The organism is Thiobacillus thiophilus, from assembly GCF_055378705.1.
In genome coordinates, this window is the sequence record NZ_AP042404.1 from 504,157 (window position 1) to 520,375 (window position 16,219).

A 16,219-nucleotide genomic window follows, 5' to 3' on the forward strand; every position below is an offset into this window, starting at 1 on the left:
CCTTGCCAGACGACGTGCAAACCGCACACTCGAGCGCGTCCAACTGCGGTTTCTAGGATAATCCGCCCATAACAACTCCAGGCTGAGAACAACCGTGGCTGTCGCAAAACCCTATCGCATCCTCATCGTCGACGACCATGCCATCGTGCGCGAAGGGCTCAAGCAGATCCTCGCCGAAGTCGGCGACATCGAAGTCGCCGGCGAGGCCGACTGTTCCAGCCGTGCCCTGCAGATGGCCCGGCGCGAACCCTGGGATCTGGTGCTGATGGACATTTCCATGCCCGACCGCAACGGGCTGGAAACCCTGGAGCTGCTGAAAAAGGAGCACCCCGGCATCAAGGTGCTGATGCTGTCCATGTACCGCGAAACCCAGTATGCGGTGCGTGCGCTGAAGACCGGCGCCGCCGGCTACCTCAACAAACAGAGCGCGCCGAATCAGCTGGTCGACGCCATCCGGCTGGTTGCCTCGGGAAAAAAATACATCAGCGCCGAAGTGGCCCAGGAACTCGCCAGCCAGGTCAGCGGCGAGCGCGATGGCCTGCCGCACGAGGGCCTTTCCAACCGCGAATACCAGACATTGTGCATGATCGCCTCCGGATTGCCCGTCTCCGCCATCGCCGAAAAGCTGGTCCTGTCGGTCAAGACCATCAGCATGTACCGCGCCCGTCTGCTGAAAAAGATGCAGCTCAAGAACAACGCCGAACTGACGCATTACGCCATCAAACAGGGCCTGCTGGATTAAGCTGAAAACCGTATCTGAACCACAAAGGCATAGAGGAAAGCCCATGCGGCTCATGGGTACTGGACGCTCACCAAATGAATGAAGCGGATAGCCCGGCAAGCCGTGATTTCGGATTTTTTCTGTGCCTCCGTACCTCTGTGGTGAGCGGTTTGAATGGGCTGCATGGGCCGCGACCAATGCGCCACTTGAAGCGACCCGGTTAAGCCCATGGCCAGTGCGCTGCACAAGGAACGGCTGGATGCGATCGTCCGCCGCTTGCTGGATAGCGGCGCTGCCCGCGTACTCGATCTGGGCTGCGGCCCGGGCGAGTTGATGCTGCGACTGGCACAGCAGCCGCAGTTCACCCGCATCGTCGGCATCGACATCGATGCGCGCCTACTCGACGCGGCGCGGCAGGTCCTCGGGCTCGACTTACCCCACCCCGGCGACCGCATCCAGGTGCGTTATGGGTCTTACGAAGAAGCCGACCCGGAACTGGCCGGCTTCGATGCTGCAGCCCTGGTGGAAACCATCGAGCACATCGATCCGGGCCACCTGCCGCGGGTCGAGCGGGCCGTGTTCGGCGGCATGCGTCCGCACACCGTGCTGGTGACCACGCCCAACCAGGAATTCAACGTGCGGCATGGCATGGCGCCGGGCCAGCGCCGTCACCCCGGCCATCGCTTTGAATGGAACCGCGCGAAATTCCGCGAATGGGCACAGGGGGTCGCGCAGCGCAACGGCTACGCGGTCAGCTTCATCGATATCGGCGCGCGTGACCCTGCTCGCGGCAGTTCGACGCAGATGGCGCACTTCATCGCATCCCTGTAGCACGGCATATTGAGGGCCGGCTTGCGTTGGGAATACGTTGAGGTCACGCAGGCGCCGCTACCCCATCATCCGGTCGTAGATCGCATTGTCGGCTGCGTAACACCCGCAGGAAGCGGCTTCCAGGCCGCCGCGGTCGAGAATCGTGATATCCCCGCGGCTATAGCGAATCAGCTTGTTTTTTTGCAGCGAAGTGGCGGCCTTGGTGACGCCGACGCGGCGCACACCCAGCATGATGGCCAGGAATTCGTGTGTGGCATGAAACGCATCCGAGTGGGCCCGGTCCTGCGCCATCAAGAGCCAACGGGCGAGGCGCGCCTCCACCACGTGGAAGTGGGTGCAGGCGGCCGTTTGCGTGAATTGGCCCATCACCACATAAAGATAGCGCTTCAATTCCCGTTGCAGCGCAGGGCTCAGTCCGAGTTCGCGGCGAAACGGTGCAGCCGCCATGCGTAGCGCCGAACCTGCGCCCTGCACCACGGCGTGCAGCGGCGATACATCCACTCCGAGGACAAGCGTGATCCCGAGCATGCCTTCGTCGCCGACCAACCCCACCTCCAGGCCGGCGCGGCCATCGATCGGCGTGACCAGGGAAATGAAGCTTTCCATGGGAAAGTAAACGTGACGAATGCGCTCACCGGGTTCGGCCAGGATCTCGGCGAACACCATCTCGACCGGCTCGCAGCCCGCCAGAAAACGCTGACGATCCTTGCGCGGCAAGGCCGCAAGCAGACGATTGGCAGCAGGAACAGGCTTGGTGGGCGGCACGTGGACTCTCCTGGTGTGGGAAAACCCGGCAAGCGGCACACGGAGAGATGGCGATAAAATTCCGGTGTCGGATGCGGACCAGGGGCGAACGCGGCTTCCCCAGGATGGATGCTGGAGCTTGGCGCGAAACGTGAGAATTGTCTGGGCGGTAGCACACATAACACACCCGCCAGGCGGTGAGGGACGCAACCATGAGGTCAGGTTCGGATTCGAATGGCGTGTGCTCCGGGCACCCGACGCGACGCCGGCAGAGCGGTCGGTTTGGATGCCATCAAGGCATATACTGATCCGGCAGCCCTCCGAACCACACAATCCGTGCACCATTGACCGGATTGTGTGTGTCAGCGCACAGACGGCCGCCGGAAAGACCGCGATGATCCACTCTCCCCTGGGAGAGACGAGGTGTTTTTTTTTGACTGTGGAGGCCGCAATTTTCTGTTGCCGGTCCGACAAGCGCAGCCATCCTCCGGATCGTTGCACGCTTTTCACGGAAATCAACCATGTCAGAAACAAAAAACGGTCCCACCCTTGCCGACGATGCCGGCAAGGCGAATGGCAGCACCGAAGTGCGGCGCCAGAAGGCATTGCTTAAAACGGGAGCGTTGCAGAACGCGATTCTTACCAGTGCCAATTTCTCGATCATTGCCACTGACGAGAAAGGTATCATTCAATTATTCAATATCGGCGCCGAGCGCATGCTGGGCTATCTGGCCGCCGACGTCCTGAACAAGATCACCCCGGCCGACATTTCCGATCCAGAGGAAGTGATCGTGCGTGCCAAGGCCTTGAGCGTCGAGCTCGGCACCCCGATTACACCGGGCTTCGAGGCTTTGGTGTTCAAGGCCTCGCGCGGGATAGAGGACATCTATGAACTGACCTATATCCGCAAGGATGGCAGCCGCTTTCCGGCAGTCGTGTCGGTCACGGCGCTGCGCGACGCGCAAAACGCCATCATCGGCTACCTGCTGATCGGCACCGACAACACTGCGCGCAAGCTGGTGGAAGCGGAGCGGGCGCAGCTCTATAAGGCGCTGCAGGACAAGAACGCCGAACTGGAGAGCGCCAGGTTCGTGGCGGAAAAAGCCAATTTGGCAAAATCGAATTTTCTGTCCAGCATGAGCCATGAGTTGCGCACCCCGCTCAATGCCATCCTCGGCTTTGCACAGTTGATGGAAACGGGCGCACCGGCGCCAACGGCCACGCAAATCATAAGACTGCACCAGATTATCAAGGCCGGCTGGTATCTGCTGGACCTGATCAACGAAATCCTCGATCTCGCGGTGATCGAGTCCGGCAAGCTTTCGCTGTCGCTGGAACCCTTGTCGCTGTCCGAGGTGCTGCTCGAATGCCAGGCGATGATCGGACCCCAGGCGCAACAACGCGGCATCGACATCGTCTTCGCCAAAGTCGACCCTGCCTGTTTTGCCCATGCCGACCATACCCGGGTCAAGCAGGCGCTGATCAACCTGCTGTCCAATGCGATCAAATACAACCGCGAGCATGGAACGGTCGACGTGGCATGCAGCGCGACCCCGGAACGCATCCGCATCAGCATCAAGGACAGCGGTGCGGGATTGCCGCCGGAAAAGCTGGCGCAGCTGTTTCAGCCTTTCAACCGTCTAGGTCAGGAGACCGGCACCGAGGAAGGGACGGGTATCGGCCTGGTGGTCACCAGGCAACTGGTCGAACTGATGGGCGGCAGCATCGGGGTGGAAAGTACCGTCAGCGTGGGCAGCGAATTCTGGATCGAACTGATCCGCGATGTGATGCCGCAACTTTCCCCTGAACAGGCAATGGCTGCAGAACTTGCGCCGCAAGCACAGGGAAACGCGGCACTACGCACCCTGCTCTATGTGGAAGACAATCCGGCCAACCTGATGCTGGTCGAGCAGATCATCGAGGGCCACCCGCATGTGCGCATGCTGAGCGCGCGCAATGCCAATCTCGGCATTGCACTGGCGCGCGTCCATCAGCCGGAGGTGATCCTGATGGACATCAACCTACCTGGCCTCAGCGGCATTCAGGCGCTGAAAATCCTGCGCGACGATCCGGTCACGGCGCACATCCCGGTGTTGGCCATCAGTGCCAATGCCATGCCACGTGACATCGAGAAAAGCCTGGCGGCAGGATTCTTCCGCTATCTCACCAAGCCGGTCAAGGTCAACCAGTTCATGGAGGCACTGGATGGGGCGCTGGAGCTTGCGGAAACGGAACCGTACAGCGTAATTGATCCGGCGCCCCTGTGATGCTGCGTGCCGACGATACGCTTAACGCCAGCATTCTGCTCGTGAATACTCAGGCAGCCAATGTGCATCTGCTGGTGCAAATAAAGGAAGCAAATTTTATGGTAAATAACGCCGATATTCTGAATGCCAACATCCTGATCGTCGACGATCAGGATGTCAACGTGCAGCTGCTGGAGCAATTGCTGCATGAAGCCGGCTACACCCGGGTTGCCTCGACGACGAACCCAAGCGAGGTCCGCACGCTGCATCGCAAGAACCATTACGACCTGATCCTGCTCGACCTGCAGATGCCCGGCATGGATGGATTCCAGGTAATGGAAGGTCTCAAGGAAAATGCTGCCGACGACTACCTGCCGGTCCTCGTGATCACCGCCCAGCCAGATCACAAGCTGCGTGCATTGCAAGCCGGCGCCAGGGACTTCATCAGCAAGCCGTTCGACCTGCTCGAAGCCAAGATGCGCATCCGCAACATGCTGGAAGTACGTCTGCTATATAAAAAGCTCGAACATTACAACAAGGTGCTGGAACAGACGGTGGAGGAACGCACCGCCGAACTGCGCGCAAGCGAAGCCCGCTATCGCAGCCTGACCGAACTGGCCTCCGACTGGTACTGGGAGCAGGACGAGAACATGAACTTCACCCGGGTTTCCGGCCCGGTCCTGGAGATGCTCGGCATCCAGGCCGGCACCCCGGCGGGAGAACCAGGCGGTGCTCAGGCCGCAGGCTGGAACGAGACGGAACGGAAGCTGCTTCAGAAAAAGATTGCCGCGCGGCAGCCATTCCTGGATTTTGCCTTTAGCCGCGTCAATGCCGATGGCTCGCAACAAACGTTTCGGGTGAGCGGGGAGCCGATGTTCGACCAATCCTCCCGCTTCATCGGCTACCGCGGAATCGGCGTGAAACTCAGCGCCAGAAAATAGAACAATATCCCGACGATTACCTATGCCATTGCCATCACCCCATAATCCGAATCAGAACCACCTTCTCGCCGCCCTTCCCGCGGCGGAATTCGAGCCCCTGGCTGCGCTCCTGGAGCGGGTTCCGCTGGCACTCGGCGAAGTCCTCTACGAGCCCGGCGAACAGTTGCAGCACGCCTATTTTCCCACCACCGCCATCGTGTCGCTGCACTACGTCATGGCGTCCGGCGCATCGGCCGAATCCGCCGGAGTGGGCAATGAAGGTATCGTCGGTATTGCGCTGTTCATGGGCGGCAACACCACGCCAAGCTCGGCGGTGGTACAGACCGCGGGCCACGCCTACCGCCTGGAGCGCAGCAAGCTGCTGCAGGAATTCAATCGCGCCGGCGCGATGCAGCGCTTGTTGCTGCGCTACACCCAGGCGCTGATTACCCAGATGATGCAGGCCGCGGCCTGCAATCGGCACCATTCAATCGAGCAGCAGCTGTGCCGCTGGCTGTTGCTGACGCTCGATCGATTGCCTTCGAACGAGCTGGTCATGACGCAGGAACTGGTCGCCAGTATGCTCGGCGTACGCCGCGAAGGCATCACGGAAGCGGCCGGGAAATTACAGCGCGCCGGCTTGATCAGTTACCGCCGCGGCCATATCGCAGTGCTTGACCGGGCCGGGCTGGAGCGTCACGCGTGCGAATGCTATGCCGTGGTCAAGAAGGAATTGAGCCGGCTGCTGCCCGATGTGCGGGATCGCCAAGGCGATGCTACGGTCGCTCGATAGCTGCCCCCAGCCGGTGCGGCCGTTCGCATGCGGCAACGGCAGGCCAAGTCTGAATTCCTTGCGGAAGTGTGCCGACACCGTGGGTGAAAAGCTGTTTGCAGTGCCAGGGAGCGCATTAACACCGACACAGAAAACAAATGCTTCGTCTCAAGATGAAAATGGATCACAGCCAGGAATGCTGCCGGAAACACCCTCCCGAGCATCCGAACCGTCAGCCCGGCCCGACCGCAACGGGGCCGCCCGGCTCGCAAATGCGTGTCATCGGAGGTCGGCGCCTGAAACGACCCTGAAATTTCTCAATTTTGTCTACATTTCTTGTCTACATTACTGATGTGGGTGGTAATATCCAACCGTCCTTAAACTATTTTGCCTTGTTAGACAAGCTGCAATAAATAAAAGGAGAGGGATTTATAATGACTTACAAATTTTCCAAGGGCCATGCCATGAACGATCAGAACGCCTCTGCCACTCAGGTCCAACATGGTATGCCCCGTGTTGCCGCAAGGGACTCCAGGCTCAGTCGAATAACTCGTGGCTTGCTGGCAGGCTTGGGGGTCACTGCATTTGTTTTGGTTTCCGCCCAGGCATTGGCCGCGACCGCGCCAAACCTTGGAACATCTGCCACATATGGCGTTCTCTCCAGCACCTACACCAATACCGCAGCAGGAACCACTATCAATGGGGATCTTGGATATACGACCGGACCCGCGGTAGTGCCCACGGTGAATGGCACGACACACGTTGCTGATGGTCCATATGCCACAGCAGGGATAGATCAGGGCATTGCCTTGGCGGATTTGAACGGTCAATCCTGCACTTCTCTCGGCGCTGGCGCGGTTGCTCTGGACACTGTGGACCTTGGGGCTGGGCCTGGAGTATTTCCTCCGGGTTGTTATTCCAGCGGCGGCGCAATGACGATAACCGTAAGCACGACAGTGACCCTCAATGGCGCCGGCGTTTACATCTTCAGGCCAGCAGGGGCGCTTACTACTGGAGCCAATTCCAGAGTTGTCGCGGCGGGCGGCGCCTGCGAGTCCGATGTATACTGGGCTCCCGTCGGCGCCACGACGCTTGGGGCAAATGCGGCAGCATCGCTTACACCGACGTTCCTGGGAACGATCATTGACGACGCCGGTATTACGCTTGGACATTTTGCAAACATGACAGGACGAGCCTTGGCATTTGGCGGGACCGTCACAACAGATACAAATACAATTACCGTCCCTACTTGTCCCGCCTTCGTTCCCCCAGTGACGCCTCCGGGCGGTGTTGCGCTCGGCAAGGTATTCTCCCCGACCTCCATTTCTGCAGGTGGCGTCTCGAGGCTCACCATTACGTTGAGCAATGACAATGTTGGTGTCGCCACCCTTTCCTCGCCCTTGATTGACAACTTGCCCACCAATGTGGTGGTCGCGCCCACCCCGAATGCAGCCACTAGTTGTGGCGTCGGGGTGCCGACGGCAGTTGCGGGTACCTCGATAGTGTCCCTACCGATCGGAACAACAATTCCGGGCGGCGCGCCCGGCACTTGTTCGGTGACCGTGGACGTGACCGCCGCGACCGCGGGTAGCTACACCAACACGCTGCCCGTTGGCGCCTTGGTAACCAGCAACGGCAGCAATGCCACACCAGCCAGCGCGGTCTTGACCGTCACATCTCTCGCCGCCACGAGCATCCCCACGCTTTCCGAGTGGGCGATGATCATGCTTGTAGCCCTCCTGGCTATGGCAGGCTTTGTAGCGATGCGCAGGCAGGTTTAAGTACGGTCGTTGAAATAACCCAGGGGCGCGCAAGCGCCCCTTGTTGTTTGCGTGCAAGGCGTGGCTTAGGTTGCACCCCTCACATAAGCCCGGATAATTCATCAGGGCGGTACTCTTTTTTGTGGGAGCGGCTTTAGCCGCGATTGCCACGGTTCGATCTGTCGCGGCTAAAGCCGCTCCGAAGGCAATGCTGCCATTCGATGGTAGCGGATTCTATTACTGAATTATTCTGGATAAGCACGCTTTTAATCCATTCGCTTATGTTGCGCTTCTTCATTCTCTTTGTTGTCATCCTGGTTACGCTGTTCGCGGCCGAGTTGACGCAGCCTGTGCAAACCGCCGTCGTGCTGCCGTGGACCGAAGCGCTGGCGCGAATCAGTGCCGGCCTGATCACGCTCTTCGATTCGAACGTTGCCGCGTACGGCAAGATTCTGCAGAGCACGACCAACGGCTTCGCGGTTTCCATCGAGGCGGGATGCAACGGCATTGAGGCGGCCATTGTTCTCATTGCCGCCATGCTCGCCTTTCCTGCGCCCTGGAAGCACCGCGTAATCGGCATCCTGGCCGGCCTGACTGCGGTGCAGGTGTTGAATATCGTGCGCGTGATCAGCCTTTTCTATCTCGGCCAGTGGAATATGAAGGTCTTCGAGTGGGCGCATCTTTATCTGTGGCAGGCGCTCATCATGCTCGATGTGCTGATTGTCTGGCTGGTCTGGATTCGGATGCTGCCGCCGTCCTCATCCTCCTCCGACGTACCCCCTCCTCCATCGGCAGGTGCCGGGGTGCGACAAGCGACAGCGCCATGATGGCGGGTACCCCTACGCTCGGGAAGTTTGTTCTGCGTACCCTCCTGTGGTTGCCACCCTGTCTCGCGGCCTGGTATTTCAGCGCGCACTATCACACGGCCGGCGCCGGCGCACTGGCTCACCTGCTGGTGGACGGGTTCCAACCCGGCATCGTGTCTGCGCTAGAGCAGCCTGGAATCGATCAGGTATTTGTGACCACCCTCGAGGTACACCCCGAGCCGGGACGAACCGGCCTGCTGGTACTGGAAGTGAATCCCCTGCTCTACACTTACGGATTGGCGTTTTTCGGCGCGCTGATGCTTGCAGCGGGCGCCAAGTGGTGGAAAATCCTGGTCGGCGCCGTTGTTCTTCTGCCCTTCCAGAGCTGGGGCATCGCTTTCGATTTGCTGGTACAAGTCGGCGTAAAACTCGGCCCTGACATTGCAGCACAGGCGGGTTTGTTCGGCTGGCACAGGGAGGCCATCGCGCTCGGCTATCAAATCGGCAACCTCATTTTTCCCAGCCTCATACCCGTCGTGTTGTGGGCAGGTTTTAACCGGTCGTTCATTGAGAACTTGCTACGCTCGCAGGCCCGCAATACTCCTACCCATCCTTGACGACCCGTGCACCGGAGAGAAGTGGCTCCGCTTGTCTGAACAACATTCCCCGATTTATAAGTGGAACTCTGGCGGGTTAAAGGTGCGTCGTTGTTTCCGTGGATGTCGGGCAACGCGGGGCGCACCGAAAACTTCATTCTACGCAGCCTCGGCCAGCTTCGGCAGCCAGTCCATATAGGCTTGTTCGGACGTGGCGTCACTCAGACTCGAATGCGGCCTGCCCGTGTTGTAGCAGTCGATGTATCGGCAATGTCGGCACGCGCGGCGCTGACGCTGTCGTAGGCCTTCAGGTACACCCGCTCGTACTTCACGCTGCGCCATACGCGCTCGACGAACACGTTGTCCCGCCACGCGCCGCGCCCATCCATCGACAACTTGCAACCCTGAGCCAGCACCGCCTCAGTGAACGTCTCGGCGGTGAGCTGACTGCCCTGATCGGTGTTGACGATTTCAGGCGTGCCGTAGCGGGCAAAGGCCGCATCGATCACCTCCCGTGCGTGGCACGCTTCCAGCGTGATTGCCACCTTGTGTGCCAACACCCGGCGGCTGGCCACGTCGACCACGGCGGTGAGGTAGACGAAGCCGCGCGCCATCGGAATGTAGGTGGTGTCCAGCGCCCACACCTGATTGGAGCGGACGACGGCAAGCTTGCGCAGCAGATACGGGTAAATCTTGTTCCCCGGCGCACGCTGGCTGGTGCCCGGCTGGGGCGCAAGTGCAGTGATGCCCATCTTCTTCATGAGCCTGCCAACGTGGCGGCGACCGACCTTCACGCCTGTCTGCCGCAACTGACGACGCAGCATCCGTGCGCCCATGAAGGGGTGTTCCAGATGCCGTTCGTCGATCCGGCGCATCAGCGCCAGGTCGGCTTCGGAGACGGGCCTGGGCAGGTAGTACACCGATCCCCGGCCGATTCCCGGCAACGCAGCCTGGCGGCTGACGCTGAGGGTGTGGTCACGGTCGATCATGGCTTTGCGTTCAGCAATCCCGCCTTGGTGAGCGCGTGTTCTAAAAAATCGTTCTCCAGCGCCAGCTGGCCGATCTTGGCGTGCAATGGAACCAGATCGACCGGCTCGGTGGCTTCAGTCGTCGCGCCGAATACATCGGCGGCGCGTTCGAGCAGCTGCTTCTTCCATTCGGCAATCTGGTTGGGGTGCAACTCGAACTCACGGCACAGCTCGGCCATCGTCTTATCTTCGCGCAGCGCGGCCAGCGCTACGCGTGCCTTGAATGCCGGATTGTGGGTGCGGCGGGTGCGCCGCGCCGATTTCTTGACCATCAAATACTCCTTCTCGCCAGACCGCTTCCAGTCCAGCATCATGCCCGGAGTTTCCACTTATAGCGCTGTGCAGATTTGCGGGGCAACTTCTAACGTCCCAGGGGAAAGGTGCAATCTTCGACATCCCGGCAACCTGTTCATAACCAGCCCCCGACAAAACCTGCTCGCCGCAAGCCGCTGGCGATATAAGAGCAATCTCGCATCACTCGCCACAACAGACCCGTGCGGTAGTTCTCGATCATCAAAACGATCGGCCCTTGATTCAGGCCGTAATGCCACGGCGATACCCAGCCGTAGGGATTGCTGCCCTTGTTCGGGTAGGTCGGATTGAACGTTGCCTTGAAGCCGCAGGGATTACCCGTTTTCAGGTCGACCTGATGCACCAGATAGTCGATTGCCGGCAACACGATCTCCGGCGCGAACGGTAGCGACGCCACCACCGCCCATGGCGCGACGGTGCCGTCGTCCGGGCCGTACGGTACGCCGCGGCCCAGGTAACCGAAGAACTGCCGCTCGATGCCATTTATCTTGAGGGTGCCGGGGCCGGGTCCGTCGCTTGCGGTGATTCCCCAGCAGTCTTGGCCATACTCTGCAAACTTGAGCGGATTGTCGATCGCGTATTGTCGCTGCGCATAGGTAGCGCGACGGGTGTTCTCGAAGTAATCGATACCTTTTTCGCGCATGAACGCGTCCTGAATGCCACGAAAATCGATCCAGAGATGCGAAATCTGATGCGTGAATAAAGGCCCCGCGTAAAGATAATCGTATCCGCAGTTATTTTTCCACTCGTAAGTAGAAGCCCAGGCTGCATAGCTGCTCTCCGGCAGCGGATGGGTGGGCGAGCCGAGCCCCAGGATATACAGCACAAGCGCCTCGTCGTAGCCTTCCCAGCGGTATTTGAGAAATCCGCTTTCGGGTTTCCAGCCGTGCGTAACCGTCAGGCCACCGTTTTGTGCCCACGGCCAGTCGGCCCGGCAATAAAGAGCGTTAGCGACGTCGCGTATTTCCTTTTCTTCAGCCGTGTCCGCGTCAAAATATGCGCCGGCAGTCAATGCACCGGCGAGCAGAATGGCGCTGTCCACGGTCGACAATTCGCATTGCCACGCGCGCCGTCCGGTCTGCATGTCGAGAAAATGATAATAAAAGCCCTGGTAACCGGTGGCGTCCGGCTCGGGGCCTTGCGGGCTGTCCCGGAAAAACCTCAGTGTGGCGAGGACTGTCGAGATCGCCGCCGCGCGCGTGATGAAGCCGCGCTCGACCGCGACCGGATATGAAGCCAGGGCGAGGCCGGTAGCGGCAATGCTGGCGGGCCAATCGGGCTCGGTCTTGTCGCGCACCAGTCCATTTATCGGATTGGTCCAGAGCAGAAAGTATCTGAAGGTATCGCGCTGAAGCGATTCCAGCTCGGCGTCGACCGTGGGCTTGTCGGTGTTCATGGTTTCACCGGGTCTGCGATTCGGGCGTCAACGCAATCGTGACGGAAGCGACCGCATGCGGCGGTAGCACGGCATCAAGCGAATTTTTTGGTTCGATCATCTTCTTTCCTCAAGAAATTGCCTCTCAGCGGCACCCGTTCAACAGTATCGTTGACGAGGGCCTGCGCCTCATCAAGGTCTAGCCGAGCACAACGCGCAGCGTATGGGTTTGGCCGTCATCCGCCAGGGCAATCGCGTCTGCGGTAGTGAGCGCTTTGGCGTCGAGTTCGACGCGAGTTATCCCGCGACAGACATGGCCTGGATTTTCGACCGTGATGACGTAACGGGTGATGGCGTGTTGCCGGCCGCGCCGCTGGTAGGTGAGCTGGAAGCCGGCCCAATGTTTCGGAATGCACGGATCGATGCGCAGTTGGTCGCCGCGCAACTGGAAGCCGAGTACGGCCTCGAGGCCGGCGCGGTATAACCACGCGGCGGAGCCGGTGTACCAAGTCCAGCCGCCGCGGCCGAGGTACGGCGCAACCGAATAGACGTCTGCGCTGACGACATAGGGTTCCACCTTGTAGCGTGCCACTGCGTCGGTACTGTCGCTGTGGTGGATCGGGTTGAGCAGGTCGAACAGCGCACCGGCGCGATCGCCGTCACCGAGCCTGGCCCACGCAAAGACCGACCAGATCGCACCGTGTGTGTATTGGCCACCGTTCTCGCGTATGCCAGGCGGGTAGGCCTTGATATAGCCGGGATTCTTCGTGCCGTTGTCAAACGGCGGGGTGAGCAGTCGCGCGATCTGGTGCTGATGATCGACCAGCAGGCGATCGACCGAGGCCATGGCCTGCACCGCGTGATGCGGGTTCGCTGCGCCAGCCAGCGCGCTCCACGATTGCGCGATGGTATCGATCTGGCATTCCCCGCTTTCGTGCGAGCCCAGTGGCGTGCCGTCGTCGTAGTAGCCGCGGCGGTACCACTGGCCGTCCCACGCCTGTTCCAATGCAACGCGCATGTCGGCGGCATAGTCGCGCCAGCGTTTGACGCGCTCGGTTTCGCCGCGCTGCTCGGCATAGGGCGCGAACGCCGCGATGGTGGCCAGCAGAAACCAGCCAAGCCAGCTGCTTTCGCCGCGGCCCTGTTCACCGACGCTGTTCATGCCATCGTTCCAGTCGCCGGTTTCGATCAGCGGCAGTCCGTGCGCGCCGCGGGTCAGGCTGGAGTCGAGCGCGCGGACGCAGTGTTCGTACACGCTGACTTTCCGGTCAGACTCGGTCGGCTGAAAGAACGTAGTGGTGGCCTCGGCAGGAATGACTTGCCCGGCAAGGTATGGCAACACTTCATCCAGCACCGCGGCATCGCCAGTCACGTCGACATAGTGTGTGGCGACGTAGGTGAGCCAGATGCGGTCGTCGCTGATCTTGGTGCGGATGCCCTGCCCGCCCGGCGGCAACCACCAGTGTTGCGCGTCGCCTTCGGCAAATTGGCGGCCGGCCGCTCGCAGCAGATGTTCGCGGGCGAGATCGGGCCGGCTTACGCACAGCGCCGTCACGTCCTGCAACTGATCGCGAAAACCATACGCGCCGCTGGCCTGATAGTAGGCGGTACGCGCCCACAAGCGGCAACTCAGCACCTGGTACAGCAGCCAATCGTTGAGCATGATGTCCATCGCCCGGTCCGGCGTGCGTACCTGTACGGTGTCGAGCAGGCCGTTCCACTGGGCGGCCACTTCGCCGAGTACTTGTTCGATGTCGGTCACGCGATATTTCTCGATCAATGTCTGCGCTTCTGTTTCGCCAGCGGCATCACCGAGCAGGAAGACGATATCAATCTGTGTATTCGGCGGCAGTTCGATCCGCGTCTGTAGTGCGCCGCATGGATCAAGACCTGCGCCAAGGCGACCCGACAGCGGCGTGTTGTCTTGCAGCGCGGCAGGTTGGTCGAGCGCGCCGAATGGACCGAGAAACGCGCCGCGATCGCCGCTCATCGAGCGTTGCTGGCCAGCCAGATCGACGAACGCGACGTGTCCGTCAAAATCGCTGCGCCACGGATTGCGCGCGAACAGCGCACCGGTTTGCGCATCGCGCGAGGTGATCACGAACGGCGCCGGTGTGGTGCCGTTTGCGCCCAACGCCCATTCGACATAGCCGGTGACCGACAAGCGCCGCGTGCGCGCCGAGCGGTTGCACAGACGCAGCCGCGACAGCTTGATGGAATCGGCCACCGGCACGCACACGGTCAACTCCGACTCGATACCGTGCGCATCGTTCGTAAAGCGGCTGATGCCCTTGCCATGCAGGGTGTGGTAGGTCGCGCCCGAGACGCGAATCGGCAGCGCAGTGGCGCTCCACAATGCGCCGCTGTCTTCGTCGCGCAGATACAGCGCCTCATGCGGACTGTCGCTGACGGGATCGTTCGGCCACGGCGTGATCGGATTCTGCTGACTGTTGAGCGACCACGCATAACCGCCGCCCTCCGCCGACACGAGGAAGCCGAACGCAGGGTTCGCGATCACATTGACCCACGGCAGCGGTGTGCAGCGCGCGTCGTCGAGATGGATGCGATACGAACGGCCGGCCTGGTTGAAACCGCCGCTGCCGTTGGCGAATTCCAGTGGGCCGTCCGGCGCACCGGCGGCTTGTGCCGGCGTGCTGGCGCGGATGGGCGCGCCAGCCGTGCCTGGCGCCGGTGCGGCAAGATCCGTGGTGCGTCGTGGTTCGTTGGCGTCGATCAGCACGCGCGCCGCCGTCAGCAGGCCGTTGCGCAAGTCGTCGCTGATCGCGCTGTCACGCAATGCAATCAGTTCAGCCTTGACCGCTGCGGTGTCTGTTTTCAGCTGCGTCTGCTGCACACTCACCAACGGCTCAAGCGCACGGTGCAGCGCATCGCCGACGGTGCCGGCAGCCGTATTCAAAAGCACCACATCGACGGCTAACTGCCTGCTGCGCCAGTTGTTTTGCGCCCGCAGCACCTCCTGCACGCGCGCCAGTTCGGCCATGTTGTCGAGGCGCAGCAGCATGATCGGGCGATCACCGGAAATGCCGGCCGCCCACAGCGTGGGCGGGCCGCCGCGACCGCGCGCCAACGCGTCGGCTGCAGCACGTTGGTGCGGATCGCTGATCAGCACCGCACTCAGCCAGTGCGCAGAACGGGCGGCTTGCGCCGTGTCGGTGCCGAGGGGCGCGTATTCGGCCGCGGCGTGGTGCGCGGCGCTGGTGAACAACTCCCCAGCAGCGTTCGCGTTGTCCAGCTGTGCGGTCAATGCCAGCGCACCCTCTCGCGAATCGGCCAGTCGCGTCCACAGCAACAGCCCCGCGCTGGCGCCGGGCGCCAGCGTAACGCGTTGGCGCAGGCTGAAGACAGGATCGAGCACGTAGCCGGTGGTGTTCGACAAGGTGGCGCCCGGCTGCATCGCCTGCGCATTACGCAGCGTGCGGCAGCGGCCGAGAAAACGCGCGCGATCGGTTTCATGTTCAAGCGCGCCGTCGGCCGGCTGGCCCTCGATCTGCAGTGCGTGTGCTGCCCAGATATCCGGCTCACTGTCCGCGCGCCGCCGCCGCGTGGCCAGCAACACGCCATGTCGCGCATCCCATTCGGTTTGCACGAACATCTTGGAGAACGCCGGATGCGCGTTGTCGGGGCCGGCCGGGCCGACCACCAACTCGGTGTAGGAGGTCAGCGATAACGTGCGCGGTTTGTCGCCATGGTTGTTCAGGGTGAGGCGGCGCAGCTCGATATCGGCCTCGCCGGCCACGGCGATTTCCAACGTGCTGTCCAGCGTGCCATCGCGGCGGACAAACTCGGCGCGGCCGGCGCTGAAATTCACCACAAAATCCTGCGATGCCGCGCCCAAGGGTTGCCGCGTGGCCGACCACACCGCGCCGCTGTCCTCGTCGCGCAGCAGCAGATAGCTGCCCCAGTTATCGCGGGTGACATCTTCGCGCCAGCGCGTTACCGACAGGTCGCGCCATCGGCTGAAACCAGAACCGCTGTTGCTGAGCATGACGCTATACGTGCCGTTCGAGAGCAGGCACAGCCGGCGTGTGGCGATGGCGGGAGGAGGCGTGAGAGAGGGCACGGGCGATCCTGTCCGCGGCGATGAAAA

11 protein-coding genes and 1 pseudogene are annotated in these 16,219 nt (G+C 61.4%); 8 read left to right on the forward strand and 4 right to left on the reverse strand.

Annotation, left to right across the window (positions count from 1 at the left end; all coding sequences use genetic code 11):
* The first annotated feature begins 94 nt into the window (after window positions 1–94).
* Entirely contained in the window at window positions 95–742 is a 648-nt protein-coding gene (locus ACZ41T_RS02440; protein ID WP_464922895.1) for a response regulator, read from the forward strand.
* A 207-nt stretch (window positions 743–949) separates the two neighbouring features.
* Window positions 950–1,552: a methyltransferase domain-containing protein gene (locus ACZ41T_RS02445; RefSeq protein WP_464922896.1), complete on the forward strand. Its 603-nt coding sequence runs from the start codon at window positions 950–952 to the stop codon at window positions 1,550–1,552.
* 57 nt (window positions 1,553–1,609) lie between these two features.
* On the opposite strand, the gene ACZ41T_RS02450 is transcribed toward ACZ41T_RS02445, so the two are convergent.
* Window positions 1,610–2,317, reverse strand: coding sequence for a Crp/Fnr family transcriptional regulator (locus ACZ41T_RS02450; protein ID WP_464922897.1), 708 nt, complete (start codon window positions 2,315–2,317; stop codon window positions 1,610–1,612).
* Window positions 2,318–2,817: 500 nt separating this feature from the next.
* Between ACZ41T_RS02450 and ACZ41T_RS02455 the strand changes: the two genes are divergently transcribed.
* The 6 genes from ACZ41T_RS02455 to ACZ41T_RS02480 all read left to right on the forward strand — a co-directional run bounded on the left by ACZ41T_RS02455 (window position 2,818) and on the right by ACZ41T_RS02480 (window position 9,417).
* Window positions 2,818–4,563 carry a PAS domain-containing hybrid sensor histidine kinase/response regulator gene (locus ACZ41T_RS02455; protein ID WP_464922898.1) on the forward strand — a complete coding sequence of 582 codons (1,746 nt, stop codon included), beginning with the start codon at window positions 2,818–2,820 and terminating at the stop codon, window positions 4,561–4,563.
* A 98-nt stretch (window positions 4,564–4,661) separates the two neighbouring features.
* Complete coding sequence (locus tag ACZ41T_RS02460) at window positions 4,662–5,483, forward strand: response regulator (RefSeq protein WP_464924013.1); 822 nt, start codon at window positions 4,662–4,664, stop codon at window positions 5,481–5,483.
* A 22-nt stretch (window positions 5,484–5,505) separates the two neighbouring features.
* Window positions 5,506–6,255, forward strand: a complete 750-nt coding sequence (locus ACZ41T_RS02465; RefSeq protein ID WP_464922899.1) for a Crp/Fnr family transcriptional regulator — start codon at window positions 5,506–5,508, stop codon at window positions 6,253–6,255.
* A 413-nt stretch (window positions 6,256–6,668) separates the two neighbouring features.
* The gene (locus ACZ41T_RS02470) at window positions 6,669–8,015 is read left to right on the forward strand and encodes an IPTL-CTERM sorting domain-containing protein (protein WP_464922900.1); all 1,347 of its coding nucleotides are present in this window, start codon (window positions 6,669–6,671) and stop codon (window positions 8,013–8,015) included.
* A gap of 260 nt (window positions 8,016–8,275) precedes the next feature.
* Window positions 8,276–8,821, forward strand: coding sequence for an exosortase H (gene xrtH, locus ACZ41T_RS02475; protein WP_464922901.1), 546 nt, complete (start codon window positions 8,276–8,278; stop codon window positions 8,819–8,821).
* Window positions 8,818–9,417 carry an exosortase H-associated membrane protein gene (locus ACZ41T_RS02480; protein ID WP_464922902.1) on the forward strand — a complete coding sequence of 200 codons (600 nt, stop codon included), beginning with the start codon at window positions 8,818–8,820 and terminating at the stop codon, window positions 9,415–9,417. The genes xrtH and ACZ41T_RS02480 overlap by 4 nt, the downstream gene beginning before the upstream one ends.
* A 138-nt stretch (window positions 9,418–9,555) precedes the next feature.
* Here the strand turns inward: ACZ41T_RS02480 and ACZ41T_RS02485 are convergent.
* From ACZ41T_RS02485 to ACZ41T_RS02495, 3 genes and pseudogenes are all read right to left on the reverse strand, one after another.
* Window positions 9,556–10,696 (reverse strand): annotated as a pseudogene (locus tag ACZ41T_RS02485) (IS3 family transposase).
* 137 nt (window positions 10,697–10,833) lie between these two features.
* Window positions 10,834–12,132 (reverse strand): glucoamylase family protein, encoded by a 1,299-nt coding sequence (locus tag ACZ41T_RS02490; RefSeq protein WP_464922903.1) that lies wholly within the window; start codon window positions 12,130–12,132, stop codon window positions 10,834–10,836.
* A 178-nt stretch (window positions 12,133–12,310) separates the two neighbouring features.
* Window positions 12,311–16,192 (reverse strand): GH36-type glycosyl hydrolase domain-containing protein, encoded by a 3,882-nt coding sequence (locus ACZ41T_RS02495; protein WP_464922904.1) that lies wholly within the window; start codon window positions 16,190–16,192, stop codon window positions 12,311–12,313.
* Window positions 16,193–16,219 lie beyond the last annotated feature (27 nt).

Excerpts from the sequence above, each read along its gene's own strand:
- ACZ41T_RS02445 (WP_464922896.1), top strand. The coding sequence starts at position 950 with ATGGCCAGTGCGCTGCACAAGGAACGGCTGGATGCGATCGTCCGCCGC.
- ACZ41T_RS02455 (WP_464922898.1), top strand. The coding sequence starts at position 2,818 with ATGTCAGAAACAAAAAACGGTCCCACCCTTGCCGACGATGCCGGCAAG.
- ACZ41T_RS02460 (WP_464924013.1), top strand. The coding sequence starts at position 4,662 with ATGGTAAATAACGCCGATATTCTGAATGCCAACATCCTGATCGTCGAC.
- ACZ41T_RS02465 (WP_464922899.1), top strand. The coding sequence starts at position 5,506 with ATGCCATTGCCATCACCCCATAATCCGAATCAGAACCACCTTCTCGCC.
- ACZ41T_RS02470 (WP_464922900.1), top strand. The coding sequence starts at position 6,669 with ATGACTTACAAATTTTCCAAGGGCCATGCCATGAACGATCAGAACGCC.
- xrtH (WP_464922901.1), top strand. The coding sequence starts at position 8,276 with ATGTTGCGCTTCTTCATTCTCTTTGTTGTCATCCTGGTTACGCTGTTC.
- ACZ41T_RS02480 (WP_464922902.1), top strand. The coding sequence starts at position 8,818 with ATGATGGCGGGTACCCCTACGCTCGGGAAGTTTGTTCTGCGTACCCTC.
- ACZ41T_RS02490 (WP_464922903.1), bottom strand. The coding sequence starts at position 12,132 with ATGAACACCGACAAGCCCACGGTCGACGCCGAGCTGGAATCGCTTCAG.